Here is a 19518-nt window from a genome sequence, read left to right as displayed (position 1 = left end):
CCTTTCGCCGGCAAGCCAGCTCCCACAGAAAGCTCACAGATCCTGAATGCTGTGCAATACCTGTGGGAGCCTGGCTTGCCGGCGAAAGGGCTGCAAAGCAGCCCCAGCAATCTCAATGGTTGACGGTATGCGCCAGCATCACCGACAACTGGCACAGCGGCCGCCCGCTCTCGGCATGCCACTGGTTGAACGCCTGTTGCACCAAGGCCAGGTCGCGCTGGCTGGTCGGCTGCTTGTCGATCACCTTCTGCGCAATCAACGCCGCTGCCATGTCGTCGGTAGGAATGAACGTGTCCTTACCCACCATGCGCAAGAACCGCGGCGCCGACAACCCGCCCAACTGGTTGCCATGCTTGGCCAGGTACTTCCACAAGCCAACGATGTCGGTCACCGGCCAGTCGGCGATGAACGCGCCGAAACTGCCCTTTTCCTTCGCTACGTCGAGGATCATCTGCGCATTGCGCGGCACGCTCTTGAGCTTGCCCAGGTGGCGGATGATGCGCTCGTCGTGCATCAGCCGCTCCAGGTGCTCGGCCCCCATCAGCACCACTTTCTGCGGGTCGAAGCCGAAGAACACCTGCTCGAACGCCGGCCACTTGGCATCCACCAGGCTGTGCTTGAGCCCGGCGCGGAACACGCGCAGGGCCAGGGTCGACAGGTAGCGGTCGTCGCTGATGTCGCGCAGTTGCGCCGGGGTGCGCGGCTGCGGCAGGAAGGCCTCCAGGGCCTGGGCCGAGCCGAAGCGGTTCAGGCAGTACTCATGCAGCCACTGGTAATCACGCATGGATTAGATGTTCAGCACGTCGAGGAAACGCGGGGTGGCGTTTTCGTCGATCTTCAGGCTGGTGAAGTCGAACAGGTTGCGGTCGGCCAGTTGCGACGGCGCCACGTTCTGCAGGGCGCGGAAGATGCTCTCGGTACGGCCTGGGTGCTTGCGCTCCCACTCCACCAGCATGTCCTTGACCACCTGGCGCTGCAGGTTTTCCTGCGAGCCGCACAGGTTGCACGGGATGATCGGGAATTCCTTCATGTCCGAGTAGGCCTGGATGTCCTTCTCGCTGCAGTAGGCCAGCGGGCGGATCACCACGTTGCGGCCATCGTCGGCACGCAGCTTGGGCGGCATGCCCTTGAGCGCGCCGTTGAAGAACATGTTGAGGAAGAAGGTTTCGACGATGTCGTCGCGGTGGTGCCCCAGAGCCATCTTGGTCGCGCCGATTTCGTCGGCGAAGGTGTACAGGGTGCCACGGCGCAGGCGCGAGCACAGCGAGCAGGTGGTCTTGCCTTCGGGTACCAGCTCCTTGACCACCGAGTAGGTATCCTTCTCGACGATGTGGTACTCGACGCCCAGTTCCTTGAGGTAGGCCGGCAGCACGTGCTCGGGGAAGCCCGGCTGCTTCTGGTCCATGTTCACCGCGACGATCTCGAACTTGATCGGTGCCACCTTCTGCAGGTGCAACAGAACGTCGAGCATGGTGTAGCTGTCCTTGCCGCCGGACAGGCAGACCATGACCTTGTCGCCATCCTCGATCATGTTGTAGTCGGTGATGGCTTCGCCAGCGAGACGACGCAGGCGTTTTTGCAGTTTGTTCTGGTTGACCGAGAGGGTGCCCATAGCGCTTGGATCCGCGAGGTGTGACAAAAGCCGGCTATTTTACGCACAAACGCGGCGGCGCTGTAGGCATTCCTATAAAGACTTCAATGTAATCAACAGCACGGTTGAGAGCGCAATTTGCTCTAAAAAGCATGGTTTATGCAGGTAATGGCTTCCTATACTGCGACATAAGGCCACATTACCGCTTGCATCGGTGTTCAGGCCTCGGGCCGCTTGCGCTCCATCTGGGGGGCGTTTGGCAACATTGAGAGGAGTGACCGGCATGATTCATCACGTTGTGGGGCTGTTTACCCATCCCGACCAGGAATGGCGGGAGATTCGTGGCGAAGAAGAAACCATCAGCCACATGTACCTGACGCATACCCTGATCCTGGCAGCGATCCCTGCCGTTTCGGCGTTCATTGGCACCACCCAGGTCGGCTGGGTGATCGGCGACCGGCCGGCAGTGATGCTGACCATGGAAAGCGCGATCTGGATGAGCCTCATGTCGTACCTGGCCATGCTCGCCGGGGTGGCGGTGATGGGCGCCTTCATCCACTGGATGGCCCGCACCTACGATGCCAACCCGTCCATGGCGCAGTGCATCGCCTTTGCCACCTACACCGCCACCCCGCTGTTCATCGGCGGCCTGGCGGCGCTCTACCCGCACCTGTGGCTGGGCATGCTGGTCGGCACCGCCGCCATCTGCTACACGGTGTACTTGCTGTACGTCGGCTTGCCGACGTTCATGAACATACCGTCGGACGAAGGCTTTTTGTTCTCGAGCTCGGTACTGGCGGTGGGCCTTGTGGTCTTGGTGGCGATCATGGCCGCCACGGTGATTATCTGGGGATTGGGCGTGGGGCCCGTCTACACCAACTAGAACAGACTCAACCAACACTGGGGCATCAACCAGGGGCCGCCGCAAGGCGGCCTCTGGCTGTGCGCTGACCGGTGGCTCGGCAGGCTGCCTGTAGTTGCGGCATAATGCCCGGTCAGGAGAACCATCCCGCCATGCCCGAGCTGCTCAGACAACGCGTCGAAACCTGTTACCAGCAAGCCGAAACCTTCTTCAAACGCCCCTTCCCGCGCCCGGAAGTCAGCTTCAGGCTGCGCGGGCAAAAAGCCGGTGTTGCTCATCTTCACGAAAACAAGCTCCGCTTCAACCCGCAGTTGTATCTGGAAAACAGGGAAGACTTCTTGCGCCAGACAGTGGCTCATGAGGTGGCGCACCTGGTTGCCCATCAGCTGTTCGGCGACAGCATTCAGGCCCATGGCGAGGAGTGGCAGTTGATCATGCGCGGGGTGTACGACCTTGCACCCAATCGTTGCCACAACTACGAGGTGCAACGGCGCGTGGTGACCCGCTATATCTACCGCTGCCCTTGCCCGCAAAGCGACTTCCCGTTTACCGCCCAACGGCACAAGCTGGTGCGCCAGGGGCGGCGCTACCTGTGCAAGCGCTGCCGGCAAATATTGGTGTATAGCGGCGAGACGCGGGTCGAATAGATTGGGTTTTACCTGCACCGGCCCTTTCGCGGGCAAGCCCGCTCCTACAGGGGGCGTGCAACTCCCGAAATATGCACTGCCCTGTAGGAGCGGGCTTGCCCGCGAAAGGGCCGGAACAGGCAATAACTTAATTTCAGGCATAAGGAAGGCGACCCGAGGGTCGCCTTCCTGTACCAGCCTGTGCCTTACTTCTCGACGAAGGCACGCTCGATCAGGTAGTCACCCGGCTCGCGCATACGCGGGGAGATCTTCAGGCCGAAGCTGTCCAGAACTTCGCTGGTCTCGTCGAGCATGCTCGGGCTGCCGCAGATCATCGCGCGGTCGTCCTGCGGGTTGATCGGTGGCAGGCCGATGTCGCTGAACAGCTTGCCGCTGCGCATCAGGTCGGTCAGGCGGCCCTGGTTCTCGAACGGCTCGCGGGTCACGGTCGGGTAGTAGATCAGCTTGTCGCGCACCGACTCACCGAAGAACTCGTTCTGCGGCAGGTGCTCGGTGATGAACTCGCGGTAGGCCACTTCGTTCACGTAGCGCACACCGTGCACCAGGATCACCTTTTCGAAGCGCTCGTAGGTTTCCGGATCCTGGATGACGCTCATGAACGGCGCCAGGCCAGTGCCGGTGCTCAGCAGGTACAGGTGCTTGCCCGGGTTCAGGTCGTCGAGGACCAAGGTACCGGTAGGCTTCTTGCTGATGATGATCTCGTCGCCTTCCTTCAGGTGCTGCAGCTGCGAGGTCAGCGGACCATCCGGAACCTTGATGCTGAAGAACTCCAGGTGCTCTTCCCAGTTCGGCGAAGCGATGGAATAGGCGCGCATGAGCGGACGGCCATTGCCCTGTTGCAGGCCGATCATCACGAACTGACCGTTCTCGAAGCGCAGGCCCGGGTCGCGGGTGCACTTGAAGCTGAACAGGGTGTCGTTCCAGTGGTGCACACTGAGGACACGTTCGTGGTTCATGTTGCTCATCTAATGTTGCTCCTGAAGAAAGACGCGGCGCGCGCAAGACGCGCAGTTGCGCGATAGTTTAGGGGCAGCGACAATATCTGTTAACTGGATTATCAAGATATGTGTTATCGGTTATATCGATATGCGATTCACACTTCGTCAACTGCAGGTTTTCGTTGCCGTGGCCCAGCACCAGAGCGTCTCGCGCGCCGCCAGTGTGCTGGCGCTATCGCAGTCGGCCGCCAGCACCTCTATCACCGAGCTTGAGCGCCAGTCCAGCTGCCAGCTGTTCGACCGCGCCGGCAAGCGCCTGAGCCTCAACGCCCTGGGCCAGCAACTGCTGCCCCAGGCCGTGGCGCTGCTCGACCAGGCCAAGGAAATCGAAGACCTGCTCAACGGCAAGTCCGGTTTCGGCTCGCTGGCGGTCGGGGCCACGCTGACCATCGGCAATTACCTGGCCACCCTGCTGATCGGCAGCTTCATGCAGGTACACCCGGAAAGCCAGGTGAAGCTGCATGTACAGAACACGGCGCATATCGTGCAACAGGTTGCGCATTACGAAATTGACCTGGGTCTGATCGAAGGCGATTGCAACCACCCGGACCTGGAAGTGCAGCCCTGGGTCGAAGACGAACTGGTGGTGTTCTGCGCGCCGCAGCACCCGCTGGCCAAACTGGGCCGCGCGGATGTGCAAACCTTGTCCCAGGAGGCGTGGATCCTGCGCGAACAGGGCTCAGGCACGCGCCTGACCTTCGACCAGGCCATGCGCCATCACCGCACCAACCTCAACATCCGCCTGGAACTGGAGCACACCGAGGCGATCAAGCGCGCGGTCGAGTCAGGCCTGGGTATCGGCTGCATTTCCCGCCTGGCCCTGCGCGATGCCTTCCGCCGCGGCAGCCTGGTGCCCGTGGAAACCCCAGAGCTGGACCTGATGCGCCAGTTCTACTTCATCTGGCACAAACAGAAATACCAGACCTCGGCCATGCGCGAATTTCTTGAGCTATGCCGCAACTTCACCGCAGGCTTTACCCGCAGTGACGAGATCGTGTTGCCGCCGATCGCTTAAAGCAGGATGACGCTCCACACCAGCGCCACCATGGTCAGTGCCACCAGTTGCGCGGCGCTGCCCATGTCCTTGGCGTTTTTCGACAGCGGGTGGCGCTCCAGCGAAATGCGGTCGATGGCCGCCTCCACTGCCGAGTTGAACAACTCGACGATCAGGCCCAGCAGGCACACGACGATCATGATCGCCCGCTCCGCACGGCTGACCGGCAGCCAGAAGGCGGTCGGGATCAGCAGCACGTTAAGCAGGACCAGTTGACGGAACGCGGCCTCGCCCTTGAAGGCGGCGCGCAGGCCGTCCAGCGAATAGCCGGCGGCGTTGAAGATGCGTTTGAGGCCGGTCTGGCCTTTGAATGGCGACATGTGCGTCACTTCACCGATGAAAGGCCAGCAGACTAGTCCAGCGCGGGTCAAAAAAGCGTGAACAAGCAAGCAGTTAGTTGCTGGCAAGCGATTCAAGTTGTTGCAGCAGCAAGGCCGCCTGGGTCCGGGTGCGCACACCCAGCTTGCGGAAGATCGCGGTCACGTGGGCCTTGATGGTCGCCTCGGAGACGTTGAGCTCATAGGCGATCTGCTTGTTCAGCAGGCCTTCGCAAACCATGGTCAGCACGCGGAACTGCTGCGGCGTGAGGCTGGCCAGGCCTTCGCTGGCGGCCTTGGCCTCGGCCGAGACATCGACCTTTTCGAACGCCTGCGGCGGCCACCAGACGTCGCCGTCGAGCACCTTGCGTACGGCATCCTGGATCACTTCCAGGGTGCTGGACTTGGGAATGAAACCACTGGCGCCGAACTCGCGGGACTTGACCACCACGGCGGCCTCTTCCTGCGCCGAAACCATCACCACGGGGATCTGCGGGTATTGCCCGCGCAGCAGCACCAGCCCGGAAAAACCGTAGGCACCCGGCATGTTCAAGTCCAGCAACACCAGGTCCCAGTCGGCTTTTTCGCTCAGGCGGGTTTCCAGTTCGGCAATGCTCGCGACCTCGACCAGGCGTACATCCGGGCCCAGGCCGAGGGTAACGGCCTGGCGCAGGGCGCCACGGAACAGCGGGTGGTCATCGGCAATCAGGATTTCGTAAGTGGCCATCGATCTAAGGATCCTGTTCTGTGCCAGGCGCCCGGGGGTAAGGGAGGCGCCCGGCGGGGAATCGGCGCCAAGGATGCCGAGCACGGCCTGGGGTGGTCAAGCCAATCGCCCTGCCGTCTCGCCCGCCCTGGCTGCCAGCCCCGTCATTATGAACCAAAGCAGGGGTTGTGCCCCTTGGACTATAGGAAGGTATGCAAACGCTGGTGGGTGTCGTCCTGCTCGTCCAGCGGCAGGCGCCGCTTGCCGCTCAGGTAATGCAGGCTGAACACATCCAGGTAGGCATCCAGCGCCTGCGAGGCTTGGGTGTCCCCAGCCAGGTCGAGGCACATGGCTGCGACTTCCGCGGTACAGAAGTGATCGTCGCGCTTGGAACGCCGCAGGCGGTAGCGTGACATCTGCTCGGCTTGCAGGCTCAACACCGGGAAGCGGTCAAGGTACGGGCTTTTGCGGAACATCTTGCGGGCTTCGGTCCAGGTGGCATCCAGCAGGATGAACAGTGGGCGCTTGCCCGGCTCACGCACCACCTCGCCGACCACCCGCTGCTCGGCTACGAATTCGCCGGGGAAGACGATGTAAGGCTGCCAGCGTGGGTCTTCCAGCAAGGCCAGCAGACGTTCGTCGACCGAGGTGCGCAGCCAACCGAAGGCGGAGGTGTCTTCAATCAGGTCGGCGATCAGCCAGCCGGTATTGGTGGGTTTCAGCGGCTCGGTGTCATGCATCAGCAGGCACACGCCAGACTCGGCCTGCACCCGGGGCTTCCAGGCACACAGGCAATGGCTGGCGATGACCCGGCAATCGGCACAGCGCTCGGCACGCGAACCACGGGCGATGAAGGGCTTGTTGCTGCGGGCCAGGCGTTCGGCGCGCAGGCGCGCTACCGCATGGCTCATGCCGGCAGGCCTCTGGACAGGTTGGAAATGGGCACAAGGATGACTCGGAGAAAACAAGGGCACCAGTCTATCAGAACGGGGGGCAATTGCTGTGCAGCGGACAAGGCGCTCCTTATAATCGACATTTTACCGTGAACGCGCCTCGCACCCGCGCGATTTCACGGAACGCTGTCGACCTGCGCATGTCAAAGCGCCAGTCATCGAACCAGGAGAGATTCATGCTGCGCCTTATCGCCCCCGCCCTGAGCCTGTTGCTCGCCCTGCCCCTGGCAGCCCAGGCGGCTTCCAAGCAGGACTACGACCTGAACAAGATGCTGCAGAAGGTCGCCGAAGAGAGCAGCGTCGGCACCCCGCGTGCGGTCAACGAGGACATCCTCGACCAGGGCTATACCGTAGAAGGCAAGGCACTGGTCAACCACCTGAGCGTGCGCCAGGACCACGCCGAGCGCATGCAGGCCAACCCCGAGCAGGTACGTAGCCAACTGGGCGACAGCGTTTGCCGCAACAGCGGCTTCCGCAACCTGATGTCCAAGGGCGCGGTGATGGTGTACCGCTTCACGGTGTACAAGACCAACCAGCCGGTCATGGATCAGGCCTTCGACAATGCCAGTTGCGTGGCCGGCAGCAAGAAGAAGTAGCCGCGGTTTTCAAGCGCTACGCCTTTTCGTCCTTACAGGCGCGCCACCGCCCTTCAGCGGCATCGGCGCGCATCTCTGCCAGCAGCGCCTGCAAGTAGCGTGACTGGCACTCCAGCCCCGACAACCGGCGACGGCACTCGGCCTCAAGGCTCAGGTGATGTATCTGGGCCGCATTTTCCAGCTGCTGGTAAAGCTGCCGATCGACTTCGATGGTCAAGCGATGCATACCGCCACCTCCTGCATCGACACGTTTCGCTTACCAGTTAACCAAACCCGCATCGTCGGTGGCGGCATGCCGACGGGCGGCGGTGCCAAACACCCCGGCACGAATGGGCGCGAGGGTCTAGATTGAGGTCAGAGGTATTGGTGCAGAAGGAGACGTTGCATGCCTTACCAATCGAATGAACTGCTGTTCAGCCACTTCCGCGACAACAACATCGACTTGAGCAACATCGACGCACAACTGCAACTGGTAGCACCGAACAGCCCCAACCTGCCGCTGTACCGCGACATGATGCTGACCATCCTGCGCATGGCCCATGACGACACCGACCGCTGGAGCGCCAAGATCACCCTGCAGGCCCTGCGTGAGCTGGACCAGTCGTTCCGCACCCTGGAGCGTTACAAGGGCCGACGCAAGGTGACCGTGTTCGGCTCGGCGCGCACCCCGCTGGAACACCCGATGTACGCCCTGGCTCGCGAGCTGGGGGCGACCTTGGCGCGCTCCGACCTGATGGTCATCACCGGTGCCGGTGGCGGCATCATGGCCGCCGCCCACGAAGGCGCCGGCAGCGAACACAGCCTGGGCTTCAATATCACCCTGCCCTTCGAACAACACGCCAACCCCACAGTGGACGGCACCGACAAACTGCTGCCGTTCCACTTCTTCTTCATCCGCAAGCTGTTCTTCGTCAAGGAAGCCGATGCCCTGGTGCTGTGCCCTGGCGGTTTCGGCACACTGGATGAAGCGCTGGAGGTACTGACCCTGATCCAGACCGGCAAGAGCCCGCTGGTACCTGTGGTGCTGCTGGACTCGCCTGGTGGCAGCTTCTGGCGCGACTGCCTGGACTTCATCAGCCGCCAGCTGGAGGAAAACCGCTACATCCTGCCCAGCGACCTGAAACTGCTGCGCCTGGTGCACAGTGCCGATGAGGCCGTGGAGGAAATCAACCAGTTCTACAGCAACTACCACTCCAGCCGTTGGCTGAAGAGCCAGTTCGTGATTCGCATGCACCACCCACTGAGCGAAGCGGCACTGTATGACATTCAGGAGGGCTTTGCGGATTTGCGCTTGAGTGGCAAGTATCACCAGCAACCGGACAGCAGTGCCGAGCATGAGGTGGGCAATTACAGCCACCTGACCCGCTTGTCATTCGCCTTCAATGGCCGAGATCAGGGCCGCCTGCGCGAGCTGGTGGACTTCATCAACCTGCCGGAGAACTGGGCCAAGCCGCAGCCCATGCATACCACCCAGCGGGCCAGGGAGGCGTTGAAGGTCAGTTGACGCCGCTTGGGATTGCGGCACTGTGGGGCAAGCTGTCTAGCGCAAAATCTGCAGGCTTGTGCAATTTTTGGGAGCGGGCATGCCCTAATGCCAGTCAGTTAAGCAATTTGGGGTCGCTGTGCGGCCCATCGCCGGCAAGCCAGCTCCCACAGGTACTGTGCAGGTTTCGGGCGCCCGCTATACCTGTGGGAGCTGGCTTGCCGGCGATGAGGCCAGTCCAGGCAATACAAGACAGTCACCTCGGCGCTACACCTAAAGGAAGTGCAGTATCTGTAGGTGCTGCAGATCGCTGCAGATTCGACGATCAGTAATCGTCGAGATCCCGCCCGCTCAACAGGCGGCCGATCATGTCCATGGGGAACCCCCGATAAGCCAGGAAGCGGGTCTGCTGGGCACGGCTACGTGGATCTTGTGGGCGTTGGCCGGCGAATTTGCGCTGCCATACGTCACGCATGCGCTCGCCCCAATCCACCTCGCTCTCGCGCAATGCCTGCTCGATATCAGCACGCGCCAGGCCACGCTGGCCCAGCTCTTCGCGAATACGCGCAGGGCCATAGCCGGAGCCAGAACGGTACCTGATGAAACTTTCGAGGTAGCGGGCTTCGCTGAGCAGCCCTTCTTCGGCGAGCCGGTCGAGCTCAGGCTCGATCAGCTCATCCGAAGCGCCGCGCTGACGCAACTTGCGCGTCAGCTCGACGCGACCGTGCTCACGTCGCGCGAGCAGGTCCATGGCTGTCCGCCGGATGGCGACGGGGGTGTCGAGTACGGCGGACATATCGGCTATCTACCGCGCAAATCAATAACCGGCGTCAGCGTCGGCCATGTCGTCGGCATCGGCCTCGGCAGCAGCCGCTTTACCAGCTGCCGCAACAGCACCAGCGTTCAGCAGCTTCTCGCGGATCTGCTTCTCGATCTCGGTGCCGATGGCCGGGTTCTCTTGCAGGTACTTGGCGGCATTGGCCTTGCCCTGGCCGATCTTGTTGCCCTGGTAGCTGTACCAGGCACCGGATTTCTCGACCAAGCCTTGGGAAACGCCCAAGTCGATGATTTCGCCGTTGCGGTAGATGCCCTTGCCGTAGAGGATCTGGAACTCGGCCTGACGGAACGGTGGCGAGACCTTGTTCTTGACGATCTTGACGCGGGTTTCGCTGCCGACCACTTCGTCGCCTTCCTTGACCGCGCCGGTACGGCGGATGTCCAGGCGCACCGAGGCGTAGAACTTCAGGGCGTTACCACCGGTGGTGGTTTCCGGGCTGCCGAACATCACGCCGATCTTCATACGGATCTGGTTGATGAAGATGACCAGGCAGTTGGCGTTCTTGATGTTACCGGTGATCTTGCGCAGCGCCTGGGACATCAGGCGAGCCTGCAGGCCCACGTGCATGTCACCCATCTCGCCTTCGATCTCGGCCTTAGGTACCAGTGCCGCCACGGAGTCGACGATGATCACGTCAACGGCGTTGGAGCGCACCAGCATGTCGGTGATTTCCAGTGCCTGTTCACCGGTGTCCGGCTGCGAAACTAGCAGGTCGTCGACGTTGACGCCCAGCTTGCCGGCGTATTCAGGGTCGAGGGCGTGTTCGGCGTCGACGAAGGCGCAGGTGGCGCCGTTCTTCTGGGCTTCGGCGATGACCGACAGGGTCAGCGTGGTTTTACCCGACGACTCCGGGCCGTAGATCTCGACGATACGGCCTTTTGGCAGGCCGCCGATGCCCAAGGCGATGTCCAGGCCCAGCGAGCCGGTGGAGATGGCTGGGATGGCCTGGCGCTCGTGGTCACCCATGCGCATGACCGCACCCTTGCCGAATTGGCGTTCGATCTGACCCAGGGCCGCAGCCAAGGCGCGCTTCTTGTTGTCGTCCATTGAAATCCTCACGTGTTCGACGTGGCCCCGACGGCCGGAATAACTGTATAAGTAGCCAGTATTATTCCACAGGCAAGCGCTCGCGCAAACCCCTGTCGTCGATTTACTCGGCACCAAGCTGTAACAAGCCGTCTAACGCGGCGATCACCGTCTGTCGGCGCACCGCCTCGCGGTCACCATCGAACTGGCGGCGCTCGCTGAACACCTGGCTGCCGTCCCCCCAAGCCAGCCACACGGTGCCCACTGGCTTGGCCGGCGAACCACCGTCCGGCCCGGCCACGCCGCTCACCGCCACGGCGAAGCGCGCGCCGCTGGCGGCCTGGGCACCACGGACCATGGCTTCGACCACCTCCTGGCTGACCGCGCCAACCTGGCCGAACAAGGCCTCGGGGACACCCAGTTGGCGGGTTTTCTGGACATTGGAATAGGTCACGTAGCCGGCCTCGAACCAGGCCGAGCTGCCGGACACGCGGGTGATGGCTTCGGCGATACCGCCGCCGGTGCAGGATTCGGCGGTGGTCACCTGTGCGTTGAAACGGCGCAGGTGTTCGCCCAGGCGAGTGGCGAGCGTGGTGATCGGGTCCATGTCAGGCTCCTTGAAGGCTACCCCCTACCCTACCATTTGAGGAGGGTGAGCGGGCTCGCCTCGAGAGGTTTATCGCCCCTCACATCACTGATACTCAGCCCAATCCCGAAGCGTGCACCCACAGCGGCAACATTCCCGTCGCGAAACCACAATTTCCCCGACGAACACACGCTCGACCTCGACAGGCTTGTGCCTGAACAGCCGGCACACCATGCGCTTGAGCAAATCGGACATGTCAGAAGTTCAGCCGCAGCACAGTACGCCAGATGTTCTTCAGCGGTGAGCGACGGTGCTTGGCCCAGTTACGCTCCCACCACTCATCTTCATTACGCACCACCTGTTCCAGGTCACTGCCGGCCACGGCGGCGGCATGCTGGCGGAACATCATGGGGAATACGCAATGCTGGCGGATCTTGTGCTTGACCACCACATCCACGGGCGTACCGTCGTAGGGTGTCTCTGCCAGGATCCGGCAGCCTTCGCGCGACAGCACGTAGGCGTGCAGCGCAACGACTCGCCCCCTGGCGATGAACGGAAACCAGGTCAGCCAAGTTCGCCCCATGGAATAGCCCAGATGCAGGGCCTCGAACCGTCGGCTCTGCATGAAACGGTTGACCCAGCGAACCCGCGAGCCCTCGAATTCATAAGCCTTGGCATCGTCCTCGAAAATCAGAATTCTATCGAGACCGTTGTCCAGTGCATGGCGGGCCAGTTGCTGATGCGATTCGTAACACCCGCGCTTGGGGTCGCTGTTTTTCTCGACGACATGAAAGACCACCTCATTGTCGAGCTGCCGCCCAATGGTTTCACGGAACAGCGTGCGCCGGTCCTCCCGCGTATCGAGGGAGATACAAAATACCGCATCGACATCAAAACGAATTCCGCTCACTGCTCTAATCAACCTGATTGCAATAACTGTTTACTGCGCCACGTGCCACCGCGGGTGAGTGAGGCAGACCGTCCCTGATGATCAAAATCACGCAATTCTCCATAGGGGCGGCATAGTGTCAATAAGCCTGCGGCGCCCCCTGCGCGGTTGCTTGACTGACAGGTACTGCCTGCCCGGCACCCGTGGTAACCTATGCACCTTGAAAAATCCGGTGGGTCTCGGCGTCGCGAACGCAACACAGAACGCCCCAAATTTGCCCCACAATGTTGAGACCTACTTTCTAAACCATTGATGAATAAAGCAATCTCCGATTTCTCCGCACACACCCCGATGATGCAACAGTACTGGAAGCTGAAGAACCAGCACCCAGATCAGCTGATGTTCTACCGCATGGGCGACTTCTACGAGATCTTCTACGAGGATGCGAAGAAGGCTGCGAAACTGCTGGATATCACCCTGACCGCACGCGGTCAGTCGGCCGGCCAGTCCATCCCCATGTGCGGGATTCCGTTCCATTCGCTGGAAGGCTACCTGGCCAAGCTGGTCAAGCTCGGCGAATCGGTGGTGATCTGCGAGCAGATTGGCGACCCCGCCACCAGCAAGGGCCCGGTGGAACGCCAGGTGGTGCGCATCATCACACCGGGCACGGTCAGTGACGAGGCGCTGCTCGACGAGCGCCGCGACAACCTGATTGCCGCACTGCTCGGTGACGAACGCCTGTTCGGCCTGGCCGTGCTGGACATCACCAGCGGCAACTTCAGCGTGCAGGAGATCAAGGGCTGGGAAAACCTGCTGGCCGAGCTCGAGCGCCTGAACCCGGTCGAGCTGTTGATCCCCGACGACTGGCCGCGCGACCTGCCCGCCGAGAAACGCCCGGGCGCCCGCCGTCGTGCGCCGTGGGACTTCGACCGCGATTCGGCGCGCAAGGCCCTGTGCCAACAGTTCGCCACCAAGGACCTCAAGGGCTTTGGCTGCGACAAGCTGACCCTGGCCATCGGTGCCGCCGGCTGCCTGCTGACCTACGCCAAGGAAACCCAGCGAACCGCCCTGCCGCACCTGCGCAGCCTGCGTCACGAACGCCTGGACGACACGGTCATCCTCGACGGCGCCAGCCGCCGCAACCTGGAGCTGGACATCAACCTGGCTGGCGGCCGTGACAATACCCTGCAGTCGGTGATCGACCGCTGCCAGACCGCCATGGCCAGCCGCTTGCTGAGCCGCTGGCTGAACCGCCCGTTGCGCGACCTCAAGGTGCTGCAGGCACGCCAGGACTCGATCCGCTGCCTGCTCGACGCTTATCGCTTCGAGAAGCTACAGCCGCAGCTCAAGGAAATTGGCGATATCGAGCGGATCCTCGCCCGTATCGGCCTGCGCAACGCTCGCCCACGCGACCTGGCGCGCCTGCGCGACGCCCTTGGCGCCCTGCCCGAGCTGCAGAACGCCATGACCGAGCTGGAGGCACCGCACCTGGCGCGCCTGGCTGCCATTACCGGCACCTACCCGGAGCTGGCCAGCCTGCTGGAGCGGGCGATCATCGATAACCCGCCGGCGGTGATCCGCGACGGCGGCGTGCTCAAGGCCGGCTATGACAACGAGCTGGACGAACTGCTGGCGATCAGCGAGAACGCCGGCCAGTTCCTGATCGACCTGGAAGCCCGGGAAAAAGCCCGCACGGGCCTGGCCAACCTCAAAGTCGGCTACAACCGTGTGCATGGTTATTTTATCGAGCTGCCGACCAAGCAAGCCGAGCAGGCACCGGGCGACTACATCCGCCGCCAGACCCTGAAAGGCGCCGAACGCTTCATCACTCCGGAGCTGAAGGCGTTCGAGGACAAGGCACTGTCGGCCAAGAGCCGCGCCCTGGCCCGCGAGAAGATGCTCTACGACGCCCTGCTGGAAACCCTGATCAGCCACCTGGCGCCGCTGCAGGACAGCGCCGCCGCCCTGGCCGAACTGGACGTGCTCAGCAACCTGGCCGAGCGTGCACTGAACCTCGACCTGAACTGCCCACGCTTCGTCGACGAGCCGTGCCTGCGCATCGAGCAGGGCCGCCACCCGGTGGTGGAACAGGTATTGACCACACCGTTCGTGGCCAACGACCTGGGCCTGGACAACAACACGCGCATGCTGATCATCACCGGCCCGAACATGGGCGGTAAGTCGACCTACATGCGCCAGACCGCCCTGATCGTGCTGCTGGCGCATATCGGCAGCTTCGTGCCAGCGGCCAGCTGCGAGCTGTCGCTGGTCGACCGCATCTTCACCCGTATCGGCTCCAGCGACGACCTGGCCGGCGGGCGCTCGACCTTCATGGTCGAGATGAGCGAAACAGCCAACATCCTGCACAACGCCACCGACCGCAGCCTGGTGCTGATGGACGAAGTGGGCCGTGGTACCAGCACCTTCGATGGCCTGTCGCTGGCCTGGGCCGCCGCCGAGCGCCTGGCCCAGCTGCGCGCCTACACCCTGTTCGCCACGCACTATTTTGAACTCACCGTGCTACCGGAGAGCGAGCCGCTGGTGGCCAACGTGCACCTCAACGCCACCGAGCACAACGAGCGCATCGTGTTCCTGCACCACGTGCTGCCTGGCCCGGCCAGCCAGAGTTACGGCCTGGCCGTGGCGCAATTGGCCGGCGTACCCACGGCGGTCATCCAGCGTGCCCGTGAACACCTGGGGCGCCTGGAAACTGCCAGCCTGCCGCATGAACAGCCAGTGGCCCCAAAAGCCAAGGACGCGCCACAAGTGCCGCACCAGAGCGATCTGTTCGCCAGCCTGCCTCACCCAGCCATCGAGAAGCTGGGCAAGTTGCAGTTGGACGACATGACTCCGCGTCAAGCTATCGAAATGCTATATCAACTAAAGAACCTGTTATAACGGCACCCATTACAAGCTGGTAGAATCCGCCGCGGTTTGCTGGTGCTGCAGGTTATTAGCCTGGCCTGCAGCCATACCTGTAAACCGCGCGGCCCTGAGAGGAAGGGCCGCCGCCGTCGCCTGAGGAGAGAACTAGAAATGACCTTCGTCGTCACCGACAACTGCATCAAATGCAAATACACCGACTGCGTGGAAGTCTGTCCGGTGGACTGCTTCTACGAAGGCCCGAACTTCCTGGTCATCCACCCGGACGAGTGCATCGACTGCGCCCTGTGCGAGCCGGAATGCCCAGCGCAAGCCATCTTCTCGGAAGACGAAATCCCTGCGGGGATGGAGAACTTCATCGAGCTGAACGCCGAACTGGCGGAAATCTGGCCGAACATCACCGAGCGCAAGGACGCCCTGCCGGACGCTGAAGAGTGGGACGGCAAGACCGGCAAGATTGCCGATCTGGAGCGCTGATAGCGCACGCAAGTTAAGCCTATAAGGCACATTGGGGCTGCTGTGCAGCCCATCGCAGGCAAGCCAGCTCCCACAGGTACCGCGCAGATCTCAGGCTTTGCGCAGTCCCTGTGGGAGCTGGCTTGCCTGCGATGGGCCGCACAGCGGCCTCAAATGGCTTAACTGACTGGCATTACCCCACGGGCCTTTTTTGTTTTTCTGCAGGCAAAAAAAAGGGGCGGTTTGACCCGCCCACATTTTTTCCGTAGTCCCTGCTTGTCCCAAACATCATCCTGATGAAATCGCTTCTTGCGATGTCCCTGGCCTTCGTCCTGAAAGCCTGTGCATGTCCCTGTGCACAGTTCGAATACTAGCGGCTCGAGCCGGGCGGGCAACCAGCAAATCTCTCAAGGTGTTACGGGGGACACATTTCCTCACAGCCAAATAAGCCATGATTTTCAATGAGTTGAGAAAACTCAGGATCTGCAAACGACAATGATTTACCAAGACTTACGTAGATAGCTTACAAAACAAGTAAGCAAAGGCTTACACGCGATGTTACTGGGGTAGCGCGGTACATAATTCAACATCTGCTTTGCCTGGCAGATTTCTGGGGCTGCTTTGCACCCCTTTCGCGACACAAGGCCGCTCCCACAGGAGGTATGCGCCCCCCTGTGGGAGCGGCCTTGTGTCGCGAAAGGGGCGCACAGCGCCCCCAGCAATCTCGAATGAAACATACAAAAACGCCCCGAGGTCATCGAGGCGTTTGGCGCTACAGGCCTTCGCTACTGGAACAACGACTCACTGGACAGGCCGTTCTTCTCGAGGATCTCACGCAGGCGCTTGAGCCCCTCCACCTGAATCTGCCGCACCCGCTCACGGGTCAGGCCGATTTCCAGGCCAACATCTTCCAGGGTGCTGCTTTCATGCCCACGCAGGCCAAAGCGACGCACCACCACTTCACGCTGCTTGTCGGTCAACTCACCCAGCCATTGGTCGATGCTCTGCGACAGGTCGTCATCCTGCAACAGTTCGCACGGGTCGGTCGGGCGGTCGTCGGTCAGGGTATCGAGCAGGGTCTTGTCCGAGTCCGGGCCAAGCGACACATCCACCGAAGACACCCGCTCGTTCAGGCCCAGCATGCGCTTGACCTCGGCGACCGGCTTCTCCAGCAATGTGGCGATTTCCTCTGGCGAGGGTTCGTGGTCGAGCTTCTGGGTCAGCTCGCGCGCGGCGCGCAGGTAGACGTTCAGTTCCTTGACCACGTGGATCGGCAGGCGAATGGTGCGGGTCTGGTTCATGATCGCCCGTTCGATGGTCTGGCGAATCCACCAGGTCGCATAGGTCGAAAAACGGAAACCACGCTCCGGGTCGAACTTCTCGACCGCACGGATCAGCCCCAGGTTGCCCTCCTCGATCAGGTCGAGCAGCGACAGGCCACGGTTCACGTAACGACGGGCAATTTTTACAACCAGGCGCAGGTTGCTTTCGATCATGCGCTTGCGGCCGGCAGGGTCGCCCTTTTGCGACAGGCGCGCAAAGTGCACTTCCTCTTCCGGCGAAAGCAGCGGCGAGAATCCGATCTCGTTGAGATACAGCTGGGTGGCATCGAGCGCCCGGCTGTAATCGATGTACTTGTGTTGCTTGAGCGAAGAGCCCGACTTGGCCCTCGTCCGAACCGAAGATACAGCAGGTTCGTCTGACACCACATCCGTTTCCAAAACGATACCCGTCTCCATCAGGAGGACGTCATCGTCGATGTCAAACTCCGGCACTTCTTTACTGAGAGCCATTGTTATAGTCCTTTGCTGAGTTCGAACTCAGACTCGAGCGTCACCTTTATCCCTGGCAGCGCTTGAGCCTGTCCCCTCTACATCACAGGAACAGGCCGGGTACAACGGTCAACGACGTGGCAGGAACTGGAGCGGATCGACGGGTTTACCCTGGCGGCGAATCTCGAAATGCAGCTTCACCCGATCTGTGCCCGTGGACCCCATTTCAGCAATCGACTGCCCTGCCTTGACCTGCTGCCCCTCCCGAACCAACAGCCTGCGGTTGTGGCCGTAGGCACTGACGTAGGTATCGCTGTGCTTGATGATGATCAGCTCGCCGTAGCCCCTCAAGCCACTCCCGGCGTAGACCACTGCACCATCAGACGCAGCAAAAACAGGCTGTCCCAAATCACCGGCGATATCAATGCCTTTATTCAAACTACCGTTTGAAGCGAATTTTCCAATCAACACGCCGTTGGCAGGCCAGGTCCAGCCGCCTGCCGCGCGCTCCGCGGCGGGCACGGTGGCGGCTACCGGGGCCTTGGTGGAGGGCGCCGGCGTGGCCGGTTTGCTGGTGCTGGCAGGCACTGGAGGGGGGCTGCCCACAGGGCGCCGGGTGACCGTGGTGCGGCTCGACGAGGACGGGCTGGACACCACCGTGGTACTCCCCGTGGCGCCGCTGCTGAAACGAATCGCTTGCCCCGGGCGGATGGTATAGGGCGGCACGATGCCGTTGCGTGCGGCCAGCTCCTTGTAGTCCCAACCGTAGCGGAAGGCGATGGAGAACAGCGTGTCTCCCGGCTTGACGATGTATTGCCCGGCGGTCACCGTCGGGCGCTTGGGCACGGCGTTGTTGCGGTCGACCACCCGCGCGCCGGTGCTGGTGCTACTGCTCGAGCAACCCATCAGTAGCGTGCCCATGGCCAGTGCAATCACCAGAAGCTTGAAACCCGACCCGTCCTTGCGCTGCCGAATGACTGTGTGACCCACCCGCGCTCCCCTCATGGTGCCGAAAAACGATATGAAGACAAGAAATGCAATATTGTTGCAATTATAACCAAGCCCGCCCGCATTGGCAGGGCCGATGCAAAGGCCTGGCGCGAAGCCCAGACGCACTGTGCGCGGCTGCGTCATCTCGCCAGATAGACAGGGCGATGCTGCAAGAATTCGCCACTGGCGCAAAAATACCCGTGGGGCTCAGGCCAGCGGGCCATTGAGCAGCGGCACGAAGCGCACGGCCCCCAGCACACGGCGAGAGAACCCATGCTCCTCGCGCACGATCAGCATCAGTTGCTGCACTTCGCCGGCCGGCCCTACCGGAATCACCATGCGGCCACCGGGTGCCAGCTGGTCGAGCAGTGCCTGCGGCACCTCCGGCGCCACGGCAGTGACGATGATGCCGTTGTACGGCGCCAGCGCCGGCCAGCCCTCGCAACCGTCGCCCCAGCGGAACACCACGTTGCGCAGGTTCAGCTCCACCAGGCGCTCCTTGGCCCGGTCCTGCAGCACCTTGATGCGCTCCACCGAGAATACCCGCTCCACCAATTGGGCCAGGATCGCCGTCTGGTAACCTGAGCCGGTGCCGATTTCCAGCACCTTGTCCAGTGGCCCGGCCTCGAGCAGCAGCTCGCTCATGTGGGCAACCATGAACGGTTGCGAAATGGTCTGGTTGTGGCCGATCGGCAGGGCGGTGTCTTCGTAGGCACGATGTGCCAGCGCCTCGTCGACGAACAGGTGGCGCGGCGTACGGCGAATCACGTCGAGCACCTTGGTGTTGGAAACACCCTCTTCGCACAGGCGCTGGATCAGCCGCTCCCGGGTACGCTGGGAGGTCATGCCGATGCCGCGCCGCAGCATATCG

21 protein-coding genes are annotated in these 19518 nt (G+C 62.0%); 7 read left to right on the top strand and 14 right to left on the bottom strand.

What is annotated here, in order from left to right:
* Positions 1–112 precede the first annotated feature (112 nt).
* Together TZ03_RS10105 and ttcA are read right to left on the bottom strand one after the other, a co-directional pair.
* Complete coding sequence (locus TZ03_RS10105; protein WP_051097456.1) at positions 113–784, bottom strand: DNA-3-methyladenine glycosylase I; 672 nt, start codon at positions 782–784, stop codon at positions 113–115.
* Positions 785–787: 3 nt separating this feature from the next.
* Entirely contained in the window at positions 788–1612 is an 825-nt protein-coding gene (ttcA, locus tag TZ03_RS10100; RefSeq protein ID WP_012270926.1) for a tRNA 2-thiocytidine(32) synthetase TtcA, read from the bottom strand.
* A 262-nt stretch (positions 1613–1874) separates the two neighbouring features.
* On the opposite strand from ttcA, the gene TZ03_RS10095 reads away from it, so the two are divergent.
* Positions 1875–2474 (top strand): Yip1 family protein, encoded by a 600-nt coding sequence (locus TZ03_RS10095; RefSeq protein WP_051097455.1) that lies wholly within the window; start codon positions 1875–1877, stop codon positions 2472–2474.
* 131 nt (positions 2475–2605) lie between these two features.
* Entirely contained in the window at positions 2606–3100 is a 495-nt protein-coding gene (locus TZ03_RS10090; RefSeq protein WP_051097454.1) for a SprT family zinc-dependent metalloprotease, read from the top strand.
* Between the two features lie 185 nt (positions 3101–3285).
* Here the strand turns inward: TZ03_RS10090 and fpr are convergent, their stop codons facing one another.
* Positions 3286–4065: a ferredoxin-NADP reductase gene (gene fpr, locus TZ03_RS10085; protein WP_051097453.1), complete on the bottom strand. Its 780-nt coding sequence runs from the start codon at positions 4063–4065 to the stop codon at positions 3286–3288.
* Between the two features lie 121 nt (positions 4066–4186).
* Between fpr and finR the strand changes: the two genes are divergently transcribed.
* The gene (gene finR / locus TZ03_RS10080; protein WP_051097452.1) at positions 4187–5113 is read left to right on the top strand and encodes a LysR family transcriptional regulator FinR; all 927 of its coding nucleotides are present in this window, start codon (positions 4187–4189) and stop codon (positions 5111–5113) included.
* On the opposite strand, the gene TZ03_RS10075 is transcribed toward finR, so the two are convergent.
* The 3 genes from TZ03_RS10075 to TZ03_RS10065 form a co-directional block, all read right to left on the bottom strand.
* A complete protein-coding gene (locus TZ03_RS10075) occupies positions 5110–5472 on the bottom strand; it encodes a diacylglycerol kinase (RefSeq protein WP_051097451.1) in 363 nt (120 codons plus the stop codon). The genes finR and TZ03_RS10075 overlap by 4 nt on opposite strands.
* A 73-nt stretch (positions 5473–5545) precedes the next feature.
* Positions 5546–6196, bottom strand: coding sequence for a response regulator transcription factor ErdR (gene erdR / locus TZ03_RS10070; RefSeq protein WP_051097450.1), 651 nt, complete (start codon positions 6194–6196; stop codon positions 5546–5548).
* A 179-nt stretch (positions 6197–6375) separates the two neighbouring features.
* Positions 6376–7086: a tRNA-uridine aminocarboxypropyltransferase gene (locus TZ03_RS10065; RefSeq protein WP_051097449.1), complete on the bottom strand. Its 711-nt coding sequence runs from the start codon at positions 7084–7086 to the stop codon at positions 6376–6378.
* A 218-nt stretch (positions 7087–7304) separates the two neighbouring features.
* Here TZ03_RS10065 and TZ03_RS10060 point away from each other — a divergent pair, with 218 nt between their 5' ends.
* A complete protein-coding gene (locus TZ03_RS10060) occupies positions 7305–7724 on the top strand; it encodes a quorum-sensing-regulated virulence factor family protein (protein WP_051097448.1) in 420 nt (139 codons plus the stop codon).
* Between the two features lie 16 nt (positions 7725–7740).
* Here the strand turns inward: TZ03_RS10060 and TZ03_RS10055 are convergent, their stop codons facing one another.
* The gene (locus tag TZ03_RS10055; protein WP_051097447.1) at positions 7741–7950 is read right to left on the bottom strand and encodes a hypothetical protein; all 210 of its coding nucleotides are present in this window, start codon (positions 7948–7950) and stop codon (positions 7741–7743) included.
* A 159-nt stretch (positions 7951–8109) separates the two neighbouring features.
* On the opposite strand from TZ03_RS10055, the gene TZ03_RS10050 reads away from it, so the two are divergent.
* Complete coding sequence (locus TZ03_RS10050) at positions 8110–9228, top strand: LOG family protein (protein WP_051097446.1); 1119 nt, start codon at positions 8110–8112, stop codon at positions 9226–9228.
* Between the two features lie 304 nt (positions 9229–9532).
* On the opposite strand, the gene recX is transcribed toward TZ03_RS10050, so the two are convergent.
* The 4 genes from recX to TZ03_RS10030 all read right to left on the bottom strand — a co-directional run bounded on the left by recX (position 9533) and on the right by TZ03_RS10030 (position 12567).
* Positions 9533–10003, bottom strand: coding sequence for a recombination regulator RecX (gene recX, locus TZ03_RS10045; RefSeq protein WP_051097445.1), 471 nt, complete (start codon positions 10001–10003; stop codon positions 9533–9535).
* A 21-nt stretch (positions 10004–10024) separates the two neighbouring features.
* On the bottom strand, positions 10025–11092 hold the full coding sequence (gene recA, locus TZ03_RS10040) for a recombinase RecA (protein WP_051097444.1): 1068 nt from the start codon (positions 11090–11092) through the stop codon (positions 10025–10027).
* 103 nt (positions 11093–11195) lie between these two features.
* On the bottom strand, positions 11196–11678 hold the full coding sequence (locus tag TZ03_RS10035; protein WP_051097443.1) for a CinA family protein: 483 nt from the start codon (positions 11676–11678) through the stop codon (positions 11196–11198).
* 235 nt (positions 11679–11913) lie between these two features.
* The gene (locus TZ03_RS10030) at positions 11914–12567 is read right to left on the bottom strand and encodes a hypothetical protein (protein WP_051097442.1); all 654 of its coding nucleotides are present in this window, start codon (positions 12565–12567) and stop codon (positions 11914–11916) included.
* Positions 12568–12870: 303 nt separating this feature from the next.
* Here TZ03_RS10030 and mutS point away from each other — a divergent pair, with 303 nt between their 5' ends.
* Complete coding sequence (mutS, locus tag TZ03_RS10025; protein WP_051097474.1) at positions 12871–15444, top strand: DNA mismatch repair protein MutS; 2574 nt, start codon at positions 12871–12873, stop codon at positions 15442–15444.
* Positions 15445–15582: 138 nt separating this feature from the next.
* Positions 15583–15906: a ferredoxin FdxA gene (gene fdxA / locus TZ03_RS10020; protein WP_051097441.1), complete on the top strand. Its 324-nt coding sequence runs from the start codon at positions 15583–15585 to the stop codon at positions 15904–15906.
* A 764-nt stretch (positions 15907–16670) separates the two neighbouring features.
* Here the strand turns inward: fdxA and rpoS are convergent.
* From rpoS to TZ03_RS10005, 3 genes are all read right to left on the bottom strand, one after another.
* Positions 16671–17678: an RNA polymerase sigma factor RpoS gene (gene rpoS, locus TZ03_RS10015; protein ID WP_003252351.1), complete on the bottom strand. Its 1008-nt coding sequence runs from the start codon at positions 17676–17678 to the stop codon at positions 16671–16673.
* Positions 17679–17786: 108 nt separating this feature from the next.
* The gene (locus TZ03_RS10010; protein WP_051097440.1) at positions 17787–18647 is read right to left on the bottom strand and encodes a peptidoglycan DD-metalloendopeptidase family protein; all 861 of its coding nucleotides are present in this window, start codon (positions 18645–18647) and stop codon (positions 17787–17789) included.
* A 207-nt stretch (positions 18648–18854) separates the two neighbouring features.
* On the bottom strand, positions 18855–19493 hold the full coding sequence (locus tag TZ03_RS10005) for a protein-L-isoaspartate(D-aspartate) O-methyltransferase (RefSeq protein WP_162470270.1): 639 nt from the start codon (positions 19491–19493) through the stop codon (positions 18855–18857).
* Between the last annotated feature and the right edge of the window lie 25 nt (positions 19494–19518).

It is taken from the genome of Pseudomonas sp. 10-1B (genome assembly GCF_000935045.1).
Taxonomy (GTDB): Bacteria; Pseudomonadota; Gammaproteobacteria; order Pseudomonadales; family Pseudomonadaceae; genus Aquipseudomonas.
The sequence above is the reverse complement of the archived record's forward strand: the minus strand, read 5'-3'. Positions and strand labels throughout refer to the sequence as shown.

Coding starts and splice junctions, on each gene's coding strand:
- TZ03_RS10035 (WP_051097443.1), bottom strand. CDS start 11,678: ATGGACCCGATCACCACGCTCGCCACTCGCCTGGGCGAACACCTGCGC.
- TZ03_RS10075 (WP_051097451.1), bottom strand. CDS start 5,472: ATGTCGCCATTCAAAGGCCAGACCGGCCTCAAACGCATCTTCAACGCC.
- finR (WP_051097452.1), top strand. CDS start 4,187: ATGCGATTCACACTTCGTCAACTGCAGGTTTTCGTTGCCGTGGCCCAG.
- TZ03_RS10050 (WP_051097446.1), top strand. CDS start 8,110: ATGCCTTACCAATCGAATGAACTGCTGTTCAGCCACTTCCGCGACAAC.
- erdR (WP_051097450.1), bottom strand. CDS start 6,196: ATGGCCACTTACGAAATCCTGATTGCCGATGACCACCCGCTGTTCCGT.
- ttcA (WP_012270926.1), bottom strand. CDS start 1,612: ATGGGCACCCTCTCGGTCAACCAGAACAAACTGCAAAAACGCCTGCGT.
- recA (WP_051097444.1), bottom strand. CDS start 11,092: ATGGACGACAACAAGAAGCGCGCCTTGGCTGCGGCCCTGGGTCAGATC.
- TZ03_RS10095 (WP_051097455.1), top strand. CDS start 1,875: ATGATTCATCACGTTGTGGGGCTGTTTACCCATCCCGACCAGGAATGG.
- TZ03_RS10105 (WP_051097456.1), bottom strand. CDS start 784: ATGCGTGATTACCAGTGGCTGCATGAGTACTGCCTGAACCGCTTCGGC.
- fpr (WP_051097453.1), bottom strand. CDS start 4,065: ATGAGCAACATGAACCACGAACGTGTCCTCAGTGTGCACCACTGGAAC.
- TZ03_RS10090 (WP_051097454.1), top strand. CDS start 2,606: ATGCCCGAGCTGCTCAGACAACGCGTCGAAACCTGTTACCAGCAAGCC.
- TZ03_RS10005 (WP_162470270.1), bottom strand. CDS start 19,493: ATGACCTCCCAGCGTACCCGGGAGCGGCTGATCCAGCGCCTGTGCGAA.
- TZ03_RS10065 (WP_051097449.1), bottom strand. CDS start 7,086: ATGAGCCATGCGGTAGCGCGCCTGCGCGCCGAACGCCTGGCCCGCAGC.
- TZ03_RS10060 (WP_051097448.1), top strand. CDS start 7,305: ATGCTGCGCCTTATCGCCCCCGCCCTGAGCCTGTTGCTCGCCCTGCCC.
- fdxA (WP_051097441.1), top strand. CDS start 15,583: ATGACCTTCGTCGTCACCGACAACTGCATCAAATGCAAATACACCGAC.
- TZ03_RS10055 (WP_051097447.1), bottom strand. CDS start 7,950: ATGCATCGCTTGACCATCGAAGTCGATCGGCAGCTTTACCAGCAGCTG.
- rpoS (WP_003252351.1), bottom strand. CDS start 17,678: ATGGCTCTCAGTAAAGAAGTGCCGGAGTTTGACATCGACGATGACGTC.
- recX (WP_051097445.1), bottom strand. CDS start 10,003: ATGTCCGCCGTACTCGACACCCCCGTCGCCATCCGGCGGACAGCCATG.